This window comes from Emticicia sp. SJ17W-69 (assembly GCF_051209875.1).
GTDB lineage: Bacteria > Bacteroidota > Bacteroidia > Cytophagales > Spirosomataceae > Emticicia.
This window is the reverse complement of record NZ_JBNTQY010000001.1, coordinates 178913-194470: the sequence shown is the minus strand read 5'-3', so window position 1 is coordinate 194470 and position 15558 is coordinate 178913. Positions and strand designations below refer to the sequence as shown.

Here is a 15558-nt window from a genome sequence, read left to right as displayed (position 1 = left end):
CTTTGGGATGTGCCACGTTTCATTGGTTTGAAATATTTAAATTCTAAGGTTTTACACCTAATTTTATCAAATTATTTCGTGCATCAACATAATTCGGATTTCGCTTCATCACCTCTTTCAAATCATTGATTGCTCCTTGAGTATCACCTAAACTATATCGAGCTACAGCTCGGTCGTTGTAGGCCGTATCAACAGCCATTCCAATATTTATCATTTTAGAATAATCATCGAAGGCATCCTTAAACCTATTGGCTTTCAAGTTAGCAAAAGCTCTCAATGGCAAATAAGCCACTTTATCTTGCCCAAGTTCCATAGCTTTAGTGAAATCATCGGCCGACTGAGCGAAATTCCCAGCATCACGATTAGCAATTCCACGATTATAGTATGCTATAAATTTTCTGTGATTCGGTGAATTATCAATACTTTTTTGATACAATTCTAAAGCCTTTGCCATATTCCCTTTTAAATAATAGGCATTTGCCAAAGCTCCCATCAAAGCATAAGATTGTACACCTTTTGAAACAGCAAATTCACCATAACGCACAACTTGATCTATTTTTCCTGAACGTCCAAAATGATTTGCTAAGTTTTCATTGACCACAGGTGAATTGGGCTCGTACTTGTACGAATTTTCAAATAATGTACCTGTATCTTTATATGTAAGTGTTTGTTTATAAGTAAGATACATAAAAACAACAGCTACTACTCCGCTACCAATTAAAAGCATGTTTTTCGATTGTACTTTTTGATTTAGCCAATAAAAAAGCATGAAAATGACACCAAAATAGGGAATATATGTATAGCGTTCTGCTAAAATTGCTCCACCAACCGAAAGGAATTGCAATACCAACACAATGGTAAAGAAAAAGAACATGATTCCAAAAAAGACTTCTTTTTTTCGGCGAAAGAAAAAAGCTGCCCCACCTAAAATCAACAAAGACCAAATAGGGGCTGTAACGTACTGAATCGCACCATATTGGTCGAGATTTGGATAAGCATAAAAGTTATGCTGATTAATCGGAATAAATAGTTTGAAAATATAGACCAAGAAGCCATAAAAGCCGAACTTTATTCTATCCCCAAGACTCAAAGCACTACTTAGAGCCACATCCAAAGTCATTTTTTCGAGTCTTCCCCCTAAGTTTCCACCAGCTTGTACATGAACAGCCAAAGCTCCAAATAATAAGGCTACAATGAAAAATGGTATTTTTGTGGTGATATTTTTAACTGTTAGAAATCCTTTATCATACCAATAATCAATTAGTAAAAGTACCAGTGGCAACACCACCGCCATTGCTTTCGACAAACATGATAAAACAAAGAAAACGAAGCAATAAATAAGCATTTTACGCTCGTTTTTTTCTAAATATTTCACATACTGAATGCAAGCTAAAAAGAAAAACATAGAATATAGTACGTCTTTTCGCTCAGAAACCCATGTGACCGATTCTACGTGCATAGGATGAATTCCCCAAAAAAGAGCAACTAAAAAGCTTACCAAAACATTGTTTTTTGTCAATTGTTGTGAAAAACGAAAAACAAGAATGGTATTGAATAAATGGATAAGTGCATTAACCACAATAAAAGAAGTGGCTTCTTTGCCAAAAAGAGCAGAGTTAAGCCAAAGCGTAGCAACTGTAAGCGGGTGGTAGTTTAAGGCACATTCCACGCCTAAAAGTCTGATAAGATTCGCAAATGTAGGATTTTGAATCATTATATTTTCAGTGGCATACATTTGGTCGTCCCAATTGACAAAACCATTGGAAAAGCCTCCTGCAAATGCTGCTATCACACAAACGCCTAAAATAATATAAGCAAGCGTTGGGCTAATAGAAAAATCATTATTGTTGGGATTTTTGAGGACAGCCGCTTCTGTATGAGCAGATTTTGGTGCTTGAAAAGTTGTCTTTTGATTCGTTTTTTGTTTGTTTTTTGCCATGATTCCATGAGGTTGGGTTATCATTGCGAATATAGCAATTTCTTTGCCAATTGGATACCAAGAATGGCGTTTAATTCAAAATCTCGGTAAGAATTCATACATAAACACCATTCTTAAATCACAAATTTATCTTAAAATCCGTCTTTTTCGTCTTCAGCTTTTTTCTTTTTCTCGTCTTTTTTCTGAGCTGCATCTTTCGGGACTTCTGCTAATTTTTTGGCATCAGCTGGTTTTTGTCCTGGTGTTTTAGGCTTTTCTTTTATACCTTGATAAACTTCCAAGAAGTTTTTGCGGTAAACTAAGGCTTCGGCAAAGTCAACAGGAATCACTTGATAATCTTTTACTTTTTTCTTATCTGCTTTTGCAGTAATCAAAGCATTGAAATTATCATCCGATGAAATTAAACCCATTTGCCCATCTTTATAACCCATGTAGTACCAGTTTTCACCAGAAAGCTCTAAGAAAATATACATTTCATCGCCCGTGATAGGGTTTTTACGAATTTCTACATATCCATTTACTTTGGCATTAATATCAGTTGCTCCAATGTTTGAAATACCTAATTTCCCTACACTTCTATAACTATTGTATTTAGGCGACCACAAAAGTTTTAAATCACTGAATACAATTGTATTAACAAATTTTGGTGAAAACTTGAACAATGGCACATATTCACGAGCCGATTTGCTTTTGTATTCTTCGATGTCTTTATCACCAACAAAATGTGCAATTTTTGATACAAGTTCGGGCGAGTTTAATTCAATGGCAGCCTCATTTATACCTAAATCAAGGTTAGTTTTTACAATTTTCTCAGCCATATTGGTCAATAATGGCTGTGCCATCGGGAAATTCATGAGCATCATTGTATTAAACTCATGATTAGCAGTATCTAACCTAACTTTTGCAAAACCTGAGGTTTGTACATACTGGGAGATTTTTTCGCTCAATAAATCGAATCGTCCTTCAAGATTAATAATGCCTTTTTCGTCAAGAATTTCATATTTATTGCTTGCCAGCGTTCGGCCTTCTTCGGGAATAATACTGAATAATTTGTTAGGTTCATCTCTTCGACAGATACCACTGGCTAAAAATACATTTTGGTCTTCGGGAGCTTCTTTGGCCGACAAGAATGTTGGATAAAGCCCATTTGATGAAGTGGTAGTTCGGAAATGAAGTCCTGCAAAAATAGGCGAATTCCCACTTTTCAAATTTTTATCAACCACAATTCTAATCTCTTCTGATTTATCTCCTTTATAAGTAATCCAATACCCTCCAAGTTTAGGATATTTTTTTAATTCAGGAATAATAAATCCATCCAAAGAGAGGTTTTTTATAGGAGCAAGCATCGTTATTTCGCCTTTATAGAGCATTTTTGGTGATAAAAACATGCTGTCACGCTCAATCACCGTTGCACGAGCAACCGTTGAAAGGTTTTTGTTTTTACTTCTTTTTGCCTCTCCATCTGCTATATCACGCAGTTCAAAATTACCCATTTTGATATTGAATGTATCTTTCTTCACATTCACAAATTGATAAGTTGCATCTCCTGTAAACTTATTTTTTGATACAATTTGAATATTTCCATTTCTTAAATTATGGTAGCCATTGAGCGTATCAATGGTCAAACGAGCATTTTTGAAAGGCAGCATATCAGCGTCTCGGCGAATAGAAACGAGTCCTTTATCTGGCAAAATTTTGGCATCGGCCGATTTGATAAATGGCACGCCACCAATATTGAATGTCATTTGGTCGATGTCATAAATAGCCGAGTTACCGTTGAATGCCAAACCTTCTTGCGAAGCATTTGTTGAGGTAAACACCGACGTTTCGACATCACCTTTCATGCTAATTTTCTTATTTTTGATATTCCATTCGGCTCTATCAATATTGGTTTTATAGGCGGCATAAGGGAATTCGAGTGTTGAGCCTGTGCTGTCATTGAAGTTTCCTTGATTAGTTGCAATATTGACAATACTATTATTGACGTTAAAATTGACGTTGACATTTTTACCTAAAAGCACGGATTTTGCAGTAGCCTGTGTCGATTTTATATTAAATTGTGACCTATCAGCTATAAAACCCTCTTTATTAAACTTAAATTGCTCAGAAGCAGTTTCGGAGTCGGTACGAATCAACTTACCTATTCCAAACAAACCACCTGCACGCACAACCAACTTACCTTTGAGAGAAGATGTTCCTGTATAAAAGTTAAACCCTGCTTTTGATGAAATAATCATGCTATCTACTTTTGGCATCCATTTCAGGGTATAATCGTTGATAGCAACTTGAGGAAAATAAGAACCTTTCAATACACTTTCATTGATTTTACCTAACTGTCCTGATGCCGTCAATGAATCTGCCATGAAAAGAATTTCTTTTGCTGTGATATTTGCTGCTAAATGGTTAATACTTCCTTCCGAATGAAGCCCATTTCCATCCATTGCCAAGGCTGATGAGAAGTTGACTGAAGTCTCATTTCCAAAAACGTTGTATTTCCCATTTGGCACTTTATGCAAGAAACCTAAAGTGGTATCGGGCATAATTCGCAGTACTTCTTTAAAAGGCTTGAAAATATTTCCCGAATAAAATGTACCATCAAACTCAATATCTTTAATCGCCAAACTATCAAAATCAATTTTTGGCACATCAAAACGTACATCTCGGCTATATTTCCGCAAACCACGAGCTGGCTCATCAAAATAAACAATTACACCTTCATCAATTTTCAGTCGGGGGTATTGAGGTAAATACACTTTTCCTGATTTATTATCAGGTCGATTGAGAAAAAGTGTCCCAGGTTTTAAGAATGTGATATGTCCACCAATTTCTTGTCGCCCACCTTTGGCATAAACAGCTTGTGGAGTGAAAGTTACAGAATCAATTTTATTGAGAGCAAGCGTAAATTTTTCATAATCAAATACTAAATCTTTACCCGAAAAACGATAATTCTTTGCTTTAAACTGTCCACTAAAAGTAAAGGTACGATTTTTAATAACCTTGATAGTTCGGTCATAAGGAAGTACATAAATTCTGAGTGAATCACTCACATTAAAGCGTCTTATACCTCTGATAATCAACACTTTATCATTCAGATTAAGTGTAGCATTTGAAGTTGAATCTTTACTGTTTCCATAAATAGATGGAATCAAGAAGTCATCAAAATCTCTTTTCCCTGCAAAAGCAGAAAGGTAATGTTGTCCCTTACTTGTAATTTTAAAAATATCAGCCGAAGGATTATAATCTACAAAACCTTGTTGAACAGCTACCATCAATCCACCACGTATATTTTGAGCAGGAACTTTGTTATAAGCAGCTATTTCATCAAGACTAAAAGAGAGTTTATTATTTTTTTGTGTGAAATTTCCAACCATCAACAACGGATTGAAACCAGCACTACTATTAAGTCCTGTTAGGCGTTGTGAATCATAAAAATCAAACGATTCAAAAACGGCTGGTACTTGGGTTCTGGCAGAAACAATATAAAAATCCATTTTCCCATCATTCAAACTCCATCGCATGGCATCACATTTGATATTCATTTGATGATAAGTATCTGAAAAGGTGGATTCTTTAAAACCTCCTACATCTATTTTATTTAGGCGAAGAACATATTTCTTTTGATTATAATTAAATTTTACGGCTGGATGATAAATAGAATCTTTATCTATATACATTACAAAATTTGCTAATTGAGACGTAATAAGCGAGTCACTTAATTCAAAACGTGTGCTACTGGCTTTGAAAAAATATTTCCCTTCTTTTTTAACAGTAATATTAGAATACCTATTTTGAACTGACGAGGAATAAATTCTACTTCCCGACATAGAAAACCCACCTCGGTATTCGATGTTTTGTGCTATATTTTTAATAAAAGCATCGCTTTGATAAGACATAAAACGTGGATAAGTAGGCGGCACACCCTTATTACGTTTCTCGCTTTTATATTCAAAAACACCTTTGATTGGGGCGGTTAATCGGTCCGTATAAGTCAGTGTAACATCTTCAGCAAGGAATTTGGGATTTCTGATTTCAAAAGCAAAATCAGTCAAAACGACTGAAATTTGTGGTAATTTTGCACTTTCAAAAGTAAAGAGGCCCCCTTTTCCCACATAAATACCATCTTTTAATGAAACTGTTCCTGATGTTTTTTTAATCCAAACCGAGTCACTCGAAGTGGCCATGATTAAGTCAACATTGTCCAACTGAATTGCAAGTCCACCTAAAACTGGCATTACTTTTTTCTCTGGTTCAAAAAGCGACTGAGACGAAACGCCACCCGCTGAAGTGATAACCGGCTCTGCAGTTGTGGGCGTGTCCCAATCATCAAAATATTTTTTTTCTTGGAGTTCGACTGGAGCTTGTGTTGTTACTGTATTTTGAGGTGTCGTTGAAGTTGCTGGGGCAGCGTTAGTATCCGTTTTTTTATCTAAAAATTTCAATTCATAGCTTCCACCCAAAGCATATAAGCGATTAAAATTAGAAGCATAAAGGCGGCGTTTTTCTATAAAATCTTTCAAAATCTCCAACATTTTAGTTGAAGTTTTGATATCATAAGCATCCACAAAACTATTAGTAATATCGATCAGGTTACTTACTTTATCATCCGAAAACTTTTCCTGTTCGATGGCTTTATCAAGAATCGTAAAAAAGTAATAAAACTGAGCCATTTTATGTCCACGAGTACCCATTTTTCGACAAGTAGCAATGAGGGCTGTCTTTTGCTCATTATTAAAGCGACTTGTCCAATATGTTTCAAATTTCTTTCCCGTTGCAATTGCTACTGCATTATTGTCGGTTGCCATTACAGTTTGAATATCTGTAATAAAAGTCTCTGGTTTTTCAGAAAGTCGTATTAACTGTGCTTTTGATGACAAAGACAGTAAAAAAACTGATAAAATAAGAATAATTTTTAGCTTCCGCATATATTGTTTTATGGCTTAACTTTTAAAAACGACCGAAGCCCATTGATTCTTGCTTAATTGAGCTACTTTTTTTAGTCCAACAGATTCGGCAACTGCTTGAATATCAGCAATATCAGCTTCATAGAAACCACTTATGACTAATGATGCCCCTTCGGCCATAAAGGTTGCATAAGTTGGAATCTGTTGCAATAAAATATTTCGATTGATATTTGCCAAAACAATCTCATATTTTTCCTGTGGTTCGTCTTCAATTGTACCTAACCTCACTGCAATATTATTGACATTATTTAATGTAATATTTTCTATCGTATTTTCAACCGACCACTCATCAATATCAAAAGCACTGATATGCGATGCCCCTAATTTTGAAGCTAAAACTGCCAAAATCCCTGTACCTGTGCCTACATCCAATACTTTTTTGTCTTGATGAGGAATAGTCAATTGATGTTCCATCACCATTGAAGTAGTTTCGTGATGCCCCGTTCCGAATGACATTTTGGGTGTGATGATGATTTCATAGAGATAGTTGGGCTGTGCCTCATGAAAATCGGCACGAACATAAATATCATTTCCAATAGAAATCGGTTGGAAATTTTTTTCCCATTCTTCATTCCAATTTTGTTTGGCAATTTGTTTGAAAGAATATGAGAGAGCTGTTCGATCGGCGTAACCTTCGAGCATTCTTTTAATGTCCAAATCATTAAAAATGTCTTCTTGAATATATGCTTCTAAACCCTCGTCAGTTTCGACAAAAGATTCAAAGCCAAGTTCGGCCAATTCTGCCATCATAATTTCGGCAAAATCTGGGTCAATTTGTAAAGAAAGTTCGATATAAGTATCCACTGAAAATTAGTTTTGGGCAATCTTAGAAAATTGCTGTACAAGATAAATCGTAAAGTTCGGAATTTCTTGGCTATGAACAAGGGAATTATTGAAATCCCGAATTTTCCACTCCCTAAACCCCCAAGTTTACTCTCCAAAAACAAGCATTCGTCTGAAAAACCTACTGTCTCATTGCCTTTTCAAATAAGTTTGTTGCATAATCAAACACAAACCAATGAAAAAGCTTTTACCATTTCTTTTTGTTCAATTGCTATTGATTCCCCAACTTTTTGCTCAAACGACTATCAAAGGTAAGGTTACCGACAAAAAAGGTGAAGCATTGCCAAGTACAAATGTATTCATTAAAGGTAGCTACGACGGTGCTTCGAGCGATTTAGAGGGCAATTTTTCTTTCAAAACCAACAAAAAAGACACCGTTACAATTGCAGCAAGTTTTGTTGGTTATGAACCTTTTGAGAAGAAAATTATACTAAATAATGCCACTCTTGAAATTCAAATCAAATTGCAAGAAGCCATGAATGTGCTGAATACTGTTACCATCACGGCAGGGACTTTTGAGGCATCAGATAGCAAAAAAATGGTCATGCTCAAACCTTTGGATATTGTTACGACGGCTGGTGGTGGTGCAGATATTACGGCCGTAATGCAACTTTTGCCAGGTTCACAACGAGTGGGCGAGCAAGAAGGGCTTTTTGTGCGTGGTGGCTCGGCGAATGAAACAAAAACGGTGATTGATGGCATGATTGTTCAAAATCCATTTTTTAGTAGTACGCCTGATGTACCTCAACGGGGACGTTTTACACCTTTTATGTTTAAAGGTACTGCCTTTAGCACAGGTGGTTATTCAGCACAATATGGACAAGCTCTTTCATCAGTACTTTTGTTACAGACCAATGACAAAACAGATGATGCCAGTGGTTGGAATCTTGGTGCAAATTTGGCTGGCGTTGGTGCAACTTATACTCACCGAGGAAGCATTACTGGCTCACTTTATTATACCAACCTTTCGCCTTTTTTCAAACTAATGAAATCGAATGTTTTATTTGATAAAGTGCCACAAGGTTTCAATACATCACTGACTGTCAATGAAAATCCTACAAAAAACAGTACCCTGAAATTGTACGGCACTTATTCTGATAATCAGTCGGCAATTTCGTTTCCTTCCTACGAAAATGTAGGTACAAACTATCGTTTCGATCTAAATAATCGTAATTTATTTACAAACGGAAGCTATCAAATAAACTTCGATGAAGGTCGTTGGATTTTACAAACAGGGCTTTCGTACAGCCATAATGCTGACAAGATTAAAATTGGCGATTTTGCAGGTGACCGTCTTGATGAACGTACACAAGTCCGTGCTGTGCTGACAAGGCTTTTTGGCCGAAATAATGCCAGTTCTGTTTTGTTTGGAAGCGAGTTTCATGCCATCAAAGTTGGCAATATTTATAATCAATTCAATTATACACTCAACGATAATTATAGTGCGGCTTTTGTAGAAACTGAGCTTTATATTACGCCAAAACTGGCAGGAAGATTCGGACTCCGTGGGGAATATACGAGTGTGATTGATAAGGCAAATATTGCTCCTCGCCTATCGTTGGCGTATAAAACTGGTCAATATAGTCAAGTTTCATTAGCCGCTGGACAGTTTTATCAAACTCCCGAAAAAAATTATTTGTACCTCAATCAAAACTTAAATTTTGAGTTGGCCAATCACTTAATTTTGAATTATCAGATTATCAAAAACGACCGCACCTTCCGTGTGGAGGGTTTCAAGAAAACTTACAAAGATTTGGTGCGAGAATATACCACTTATTATGACCCAAATCCCTATCGTTTTCCTACAGGAAAAACAGACAATAGTGGTTTTGGCTATGCACAAGGTTTCGATGTATTTTTTAGAGATAAAAAAAGCATCAAAAATGGTGATTTTTGGGTAACTTATTCATTCTTAGATACTGAGCGTTTATTCAAAAATTATCAGAAAGAAGCTACGCCTACTTTTGCTTCAAAACATAATTTCAGTGTAGTTTACAAGCAATTTTTAACAAAAATCAATACCAATGTTGGAGTAACATTCTCGCATACAAGCGGGCGACCAAACTATGATTTTGCCACAACATCATTTGCACCAACTTATACAAAGCCTTATGAGAATTTAAGCCTTTCGGCAAGTTATATCAAAGTTGTCAAAGGAAACTTTATGGTATTTTATGCTTCATTAGACAATGTTTTGGGCAGAAAAAATGTATTTGGCTATCGTTATTCGGCTGATGGCAAGCAACGTTTTGAGGTGATTCCACCGATGTATCGTACTTTTTTCGTTGGAATTTCTATGAATTTATCAAAACAATTAGCAAAACCCAAAGAAGCGAATTTGGATAATAATTAAACTTTTGTAGAACGGATTTCCTGCCCATCCTTGCGTGGAAACAGAACGGAGTAGGGACTCCGTTCTACTTTATTTAATATTTCACAGGCAGCTCATAATCATTGAGCTTAATATGGTCGTTTTTCTGAAAAGGTTTGTCGGTTCTATTAATATAAATAATACGTGAAAGTTTAAAATCACGGTAATCTTGGCGAGCATGACACCACGCTATTAAATGCCAACTAAAAGCATAAAATACTAAGCCAATTGCCTCTAAGTGTCTTTTGCTAACCTCTTCTTTATTATTTGTGTAGCCAATCTCAATAATGGTTTTAGAGGTTATTACATTTTGTAGCACCGACAAATATTCAAAATCATTGTTCAATCTTTCAGGCACCTGCATTCTGATGGTTTCGCTCAAAATCTCTATGTTTTCTTTTTCCTTCGTGCGAAGCACCGATTTTATTTTGTTCAATGCCGAAGAATAATTCTTTCGGATTGATTTATCAGAGAAGCCATGCGTAGCACTTTCCATCAGCAAAAGAGCGTTGGCTTCGTCCATGCTAAACGAAACTGGTGGTAAAAAATACCCTTGTACCACACAATATCCTTTATTATTTTCAAAACCGATGGGAATTCCCAACTCGCCCAAAGCCTTTATATCTCGATAAACGGTTCGGACACTAATTTTATATTTTTCAGCAATATGCTCGGCCGTAACGTATTTTTTTGATTGCAGCGTCGTTACAATCGCCATGAGTCTATCAATACGGTTCATTTTCAGAGAGGAAGTTTATTACCTCCAAAATTAATGATTTTTATCAAAAAATTCTGCCCTTATAAAACCCTATTTCACTCCGCTAAACTAGGCCTTTGTCAGAAACTCCTACTCTTGTCTTCAAATCTTGCCTAATTTTGAATCATCCAATCAGAAAAAGCATTATTAAACATTCAAAACCTTCATTAAAATGAAACGTATTTTATTAGTAATCAGCATTTTATCTTTAGTTTTTACAAAAACTTTCGCTCAAAGTTCAGAATATTTGAAAGTAATGGAAGAAGCTGTTTCGGCAGTACAGGCGGCTCCATTTGGCACAGATTTAAGTCAAAATGCCAATCAATTTGAAAGAATTGCTGCGGCAGAACCAAAAGAGTGGTTGCCAAATTATTGGTCGGCGTATTGTTTGATGATGAATTCTTATACCGAACAAAATCCTGATAAAAAAGACATTTTGCTAGAAAAAGCTGAAAAACTAATCGCAAATGCAGAAAATATCATGCCCAACAATGATGAAATTGAGGTCTTGAAAGCAAATATTGCCAGTGCCAGAATGGCTGTTTCGCCACAAGACCGCTGGCAAAAATATGGAGCTATTTCTGGAAAAGCCCTTAAAGCGGCCTTTAAAATCAATCCTGAAAATCCAAGAGCAAAATTATTAGAAGCACAAGGCATTTTTTATACACCCGAAGCATTTGGCGGAGGAAAAGAGAAGTCAAAACCACTTTTTGAGGAGGCCATCGAAAAATTTACTAAATTCAAACCTGCAACCAGCATTTCACCAAATTGGGGTGAATCAGTTGCCAAATGGACGCTTTCTCAGATATAAGTTTATAAATAAAAATAAGCATTTGTCGAAATATTTAATTCCGACACTTATTAAATTCAAAAAATAATGAATCAACCAGTAACAACCAGCAAAGAGTTTTCAGTTGAAGGACTAAACAACCTTCAACTCGGAACTCCTGCGGGAGATATTCAACTCATCGGGCATGACGAAAACATCATCAAAGTAGAGGTGATGGTGTCGGTTCGCCGTTGGAGTACACTTTTTTTGACAGAAGAGTTTTTAGCCGATTTTGAATTGGATGATGAAGTAATTTACCTAAAATTCAAGCAAAATGGTCCAAATCTTCAAATATCTGGGCGACCGCTTTTTTTTAATGTTTATAATTGGTTCAATTACCATAAAATTTCTTTCCGAGTTTTTCTTCCAAAAACCATCAATACTAACTTTAAATCTGGTGGAAATATTTTCTTGAACAATGTCGATGGCGTGCATCAATTTACGACTTGGGGCGGCAATATACTCATCAAAGACTCGAAAGGCACTTTGAAGGGTACAACAATGGGCGGCAAAGTCGAAATTGATAACTGTGAAGCAAAAATTGATGTAAAAACCATGGGAGGCAATATTTCGCTGATAGAAAATAAAGGAGAAATCAACCTTAAAACGATGGGCGGAAACATCAATGTTAGCAATAACAAAGGCAATATTTATGTAAAAACAGCTGGCGGAAACATTACAGGAAGTGGAAATTTGGGCGATTTGAAATGTATTACATCAGGGGGAAATATTCGTTTTTTTGATTCGGAAGGGAATATCGGTGCAACCACAATGGGTGGCAATGTTTCGGTAGAAATGAGGTCGGTGAAAGACTACCTTTGGCTCGACACACGAGGTGGAAATATCAATGTAAGTTTGAATTTGAATCAAGGTCTAAATCTTGATTTGTCAGGTCAAAGACTTGTGGTGCCTACTTTACAAAATTTTGAAGGCTATCGTACACGCAGCCAAATCAATGGAAAAATCAATGGAGATGGCCCAAGCGTGAAAATTAAAACTTCGGGCGGCCGAATTCGCCTAAATCATGCAGGGTTTCAGTCAAAACCAACAAATTTTCAAGAAAAACAAGCTGATTTTCAAGAAAAAAAAACTGATTTCGTAGAAAAAAACCAGCAAAATTCAGCAAATACGAGCAAAGATTTTGAAGATTTCTTACCAAAACAAGAAGTGAAATATCCAAAATCATTTTCAAAATCAGACACTCAAATTACTTCAAGCGATTATATTTCCAACCGTTTTTTTGATTTTTTGTTTGCTTTGTTTTTTTGTCTTTTATTGACTTATGGACTCAGTAGCATTGTGTACTTCTCACTTGAAATTATCAATCCACAAAATCTCTCAAGTATTGTTTCAAAAGGTGTTATTTTGTCAAATGTCGCTTATGGCATAGCTTCACTTTTATCGGTGTATATTTTCATATTTTCACTGGAAAATAAAATTCGAAAAACTTTGCCTAAATACCTAATTATCATTGCTTTAACCTTTGTTGTTGGTAGTTTTTTTCAAGCACTTGTAGGGATTTTTTATTGGAGTAAAGTTGATATAGCTTCCATACAACGAGAAGAAAACAGCGTTAGTAAAGTATATTTTTTGCTACCACTTATTGTAAGCAGTGTCTATTATTATTCATGGCGGCGTACCAGCCAAATCACCCGAAAAATTTCAGAACAAGAATATCAATTGCTCAACCTCGAAAAACTTAAAACTCGTGCCGATTTGTCGGCCTTACAAGCTCGCATAAATCCACATTTTTTATACAATTCGCTCAATAGCATTGCTAGTTTGGTTCATTCCGACCCCGATAAGGCCGAAGAAATGACTATACTTTTATCAAAACTTTTTAGATATACAACCGACCGCAACAACGAACATTTTAGTAGTATTGCCGACGAATTAGAAATCGTAAAAACCTATCTTTCAATCGAGCAGGTACGTTTTGGCGATAGATTGAAGTTTTCAACAGAACTCGACAAAAACCTCGAAGATTTTCAAATTCCACGCCTTTTGCTGCAACCGATTGTCGAAAATGCCATCAAACATGGTGTTTCTAAAATTTCGGGAGACGGCAAAATTGAGGTGAAAATTTTTGAAAAAGACGGAAATGTAATACTTTCGGTACATGATTCAGGCGTACCTTTTCCTGAGGAAATGGCATCGGGCTATGGTCTAAGAAGCATTCAAGAGAAACTCCGATTGATATATAAAGACGATGCTGTTTTAGAAATTCAAAACGATGAAATATACAAAGCCGTAATAATTACGATTAAGAAAAAATGAAAACCATACTTATTGACGACGAGCCTTTGGCAATTGGGCGACTAAAAAGACTTCTGGGCAAATATGATGACTTTGAGATCATTGACGAAGCAAAAAACGGACAAGAAGGGCTTGAAAAAATAGAATTTCATCAACCTGATGTAATATTTCTTGATATTGAAATGCCGTTAATGACAGGATTTGAAATGCTCGCTCGCCTCGAATTTATGCCATTGGTGGTTTTTGCCACTGCTTACGACCAATACGCCATAAGAGCTTTTGAAGAAAATTCGATTGATTATTTATTGAAACCCATCGAAGCTGATAGATTAGAAAAAACGGTCGAAAAACTACGAAAACTCAATGAGAATTCGACAAATACTTCAATGAATTCGAGTTTGTTGAAGCTTATCGAACAGTTTAAGCCAAAAAAGGAAATTCATTCGATTTCGGTAAAATCAGGCGAGAAAATTTTGTTTATTCCACTCAATGAAATCAGTTTTTTTGAAGCGGAAGACAAATATGTTTTTATGAATACCACCGAAGGAAAGCAATATTTGACCAATTACACGATTGCAGCTTTAGAAGAAAAATTGCCCGAAAACTTTGTTCGTGTAAGTCGTTCATCAATCGTTAATTCACTGTTAATCAAAGAATTACAAAAATATTTTAGTGGAAAATATTTGGTAATTATGAGAGATTTAAAAACCTCAAAAATCGAAACAGGCTCAACTTATGGTGATAACTTGAAGAAGTTGATGGAAATTTGAGATGCGAGATAGCTGAATATGCGAGATTTGAGATTTTTTTTCTCGTATCTCCAATCTCGCATCTCGTATCTATTTTTAACAATTTTTGCTATCAACATCACAAACCTCACCAACAGCTTCTACAGGCTGCATTTCTTGAGCAACTTTTTCTAAAGTTTCAAGGAAAACGCTTGTTGGCTGAGCTCCGCTGATGCCATATTTATTATTCAAGATAAAAAACGGTACGCCCGAAACCCCCAAGCTCTGAAAATGCTTAATTTCTTGTTTTACATGATAAGCAATTTCTTCGTTAGCCAAAATACTTTCAGTTTTCTCACGATTCCAACCAAAATCTTCCATGAAAGCAACCAACTGTTCTTTATCCGAATAATCTACGCCATCAGTAAAGTAGCCTTTGAATAATTTCTCTTCCAAAGCTATTTGTGTGCCTTCTTCACGAGCAATATGCAATAATTGATGCAACGGAATCGTATTGACAGCTTTTGGCATTTTATCAAACTTAAAGTCAATACCTGCTTTGTTGCCAACGCCAACAACTCTTTCAAAAATTTGCTCAATTCGGTCGATACTACCAAATTTATTAGCAAAATATTCATCACGAGCAATGCCCTCCACAGGAATTGTTGGATCAAGTTGAAATGGGTGCCAAGTAATTTCAACTGGCTGACTATTAAAGCTTTCAAGGGCTTTTTCTAAATGTTTTTTTCCAATATAACACCATGGACACGCCACGTCGGAGACTATATCTATCTGCAATTTATTATTCATTTTTTATGTAATTGTTTGAATCAATAAACCCATGAATGAATAATTTGGTTCAAAAAAATAGGTC

The 15558-nt window shown here is 35.7% G+C and carries 9 protein-coding genes; 4 read left to right on the top strand and 5 right to left on the bottom strand.

Annotated elements, in window-relative coordinates:
- Nucleotides 1-43: 43 nt before the first annotated feature.
- The 3 genes from ACQUQZ_RS00795 to prmA all read right to left on the bottom strand — a co-directional run bounded on the left by ACQUQZ_RS00795 (nt 44) and on the right by prmA (nt 7704).
- Nucleotides 44-1939, bottom strand: a complete 1896-nt coding sequence (locus ACQUQZ_RS00795) for a tetratricopeptide repeat protein (protein WP_435352686.1) — start codon at nt 1937-1939, stop codon at nt 44-46.
- Nucleotides 1940-2070: 131 nt separating this feature from the next.
- The gene (locus tag ACQUQZ_RS00790) at nt 2071-6861 is read right to left on the bottom strand and encodes a hypothetical protein (protein WP_435352685.1); all 4791 of its coding nucleotides are present in this window, start codon (nt 6859-6861) and stop codon (nt 2071-2073) included.
- A 15-nt stretch (nt 6862-6876) separates the two neighbouring features.
- On the bottom strand, nt 6877-7704 hold the full coding sequence (gene prmA, locus ACQUQZ_RS00785; protein WP_435352683.1) for a 50S ribosomal protein L11 methyltransferase: 828 nt from the start codon (nt 7702-7704) through the stop codon (nt 6877-6879).
- A gap of 214 nt (nt 7705-7918) precedes the next feature.
- On the opposite strand from prmA, the gene ACQUQZ_RS00780 reads away from it, so the two are divergent.
- Entirely contained in the window at nt 7919-10096 is a 2178-nt protein-coding gene (locus ACQUQZ_RS00780; protein ID WP_435352682.1) for a TonB-dependent receptor, read from the top strand.
- A 73-nt stretch (nt 10097-10169) separates the two neighbouring features.
- Here the strand turns inward: ACQUQZ_RS00780 and ACQUQZ_RS00775 are convergent, their stop codons facing one another.
- Nucleotides 10170-10853: a helix-turn-helix transcriptional regulator gene (locus ACQUQZ_RS00775; protein WP_435352680.1), complete on the bottom strand. Its 684-nt coding sequence runs from the start codon at nt 10851-10853 to the stop codon at nt 10170-10172.
- 190 nt (nt 10854-11043) lie between these two features.
- Between ACQUQZ_RS00775 and ACQUQZ_RS00770 the strand changes: the two genes are divergently transcribed.
- The 3 genes from ACQUQZ_RS00770 (at nt 11044) to ACQUQZ_RS00760 (ending at nt 14726) form a co-directional block, all read left to right on the top strand.
- On the top strand, nt 11044-11682 hold the full coding sequence (locus ACQUQZ_RS00770; protein ID WP_435352679.1) for a hypothetical protein: 639 nt from the start codon (nt 11044-11046) through the stop codon (nt 11680-11682).
- Nucleotides 11683-11748: 66 nt separating this feature from the next.
- Nucleotides 11749-13977 (top strand): histidine kinase, encoded by a 2229-nt coding sequence (locus tag ACQUQZ_RS00765; RefSeq protein WP_435352678.1) that lies wholly within the window; start codon nt 11749-11751, stop codon nt 13975-13977.
- Nucleotides 13974-14726, top strand: a complete 753-nt coding sequence (locus tag ACQUQZ_RS00760) for a LytR/AlgR family response regulator transcription factor (RefSeq protein ID WP_435352677.1) — start codon at nt 13974-13976, stop codon at nt 14724-14726. The genes ACQUQZ_RS00765 and ACQUQZ_RS00760 overlap by 4 nt, the downstream gene beginning before the upstream one ends.
- A gap of 75 nt (nt 14727-14801) precedes the next feature.
- On the opposite strand, the gene ACQUQZ_RS00755 is transcribed toward ACQUQZ_RS00760, so the two are convergent.
- Nucleotides 14802-15494, bottom strand: a complete 693-nt coding sequence (locus tag ACQUQZ_RS00755; RefSeq protein ID WP_435352675.1) for a DsbA family oxidoreductase — start codon at nt 15492-15494, stop codon at nt 14802-14804.
- Between the last annotated feature and the right edge of the window lie 64 nt (nt 15495-15558).

Bases quoted from the DNA above. Each gene is read 5' to 3' on its own strand.
- ACQUQZ_RS00795 (WP_435352686.1), bottom strand. From the start codon at position 1,939: ATGGCAAAAAACAAACAAAAAACGAATCAAAAGACAACTTTTCAAGCA.
- ACQUQZ_RS00790 (WP_435352685.1), bottom strand. From the start codon at position 6,861: ATGCGGAAGCTAAAAATTATTCTTATTTTATCAGTTTTTTTACTGTCT.
- ACQUQZ_RS00780 (WP_435352682.1), top strand. From the start codon at position 7,919: ATGAAAAAGCTTTTACCATTTCTTTTTGTTCAATTGCTATTGATTCCC.
- ACQUQZ_RS00775 (WP_435352680.1), bottom strand. From the start codon at position 10,853: ATGAACCGTATTGATAGACTCATGGCGATTGTAACGACGCTGCAATCA.
- ACQUQZ_RS00770 (WP_435352679.1), top strand. From the start codon at position 11,044: ATGAAACGTATTTTATTAGTAATCAGCATTTTATCTTTAGTTTTTACA.
- ACQUQZ_RS00765 (WP_435352678.1), top strand. From the start codon at position 11,749: ATGAATCAACCAGTAACAACCAGCAAAGAGTTTTCAGTTGAAGGACTA.
- ACQUQZ_RS00760 (WP_435352677.1), top strand. From the start codon at position 13,974: ATGAAAACCATACTTATTGACGACGAGCCTTTGGCAATTGGGCGACTA.
- ACQUQZ_RS00755 (WP_435352675.1), bottom strand. From the start codon at position 15,494: ATGAATAATAAATTGCAGATAGATATAGTCTCCGACGTGGCGTGTCCA.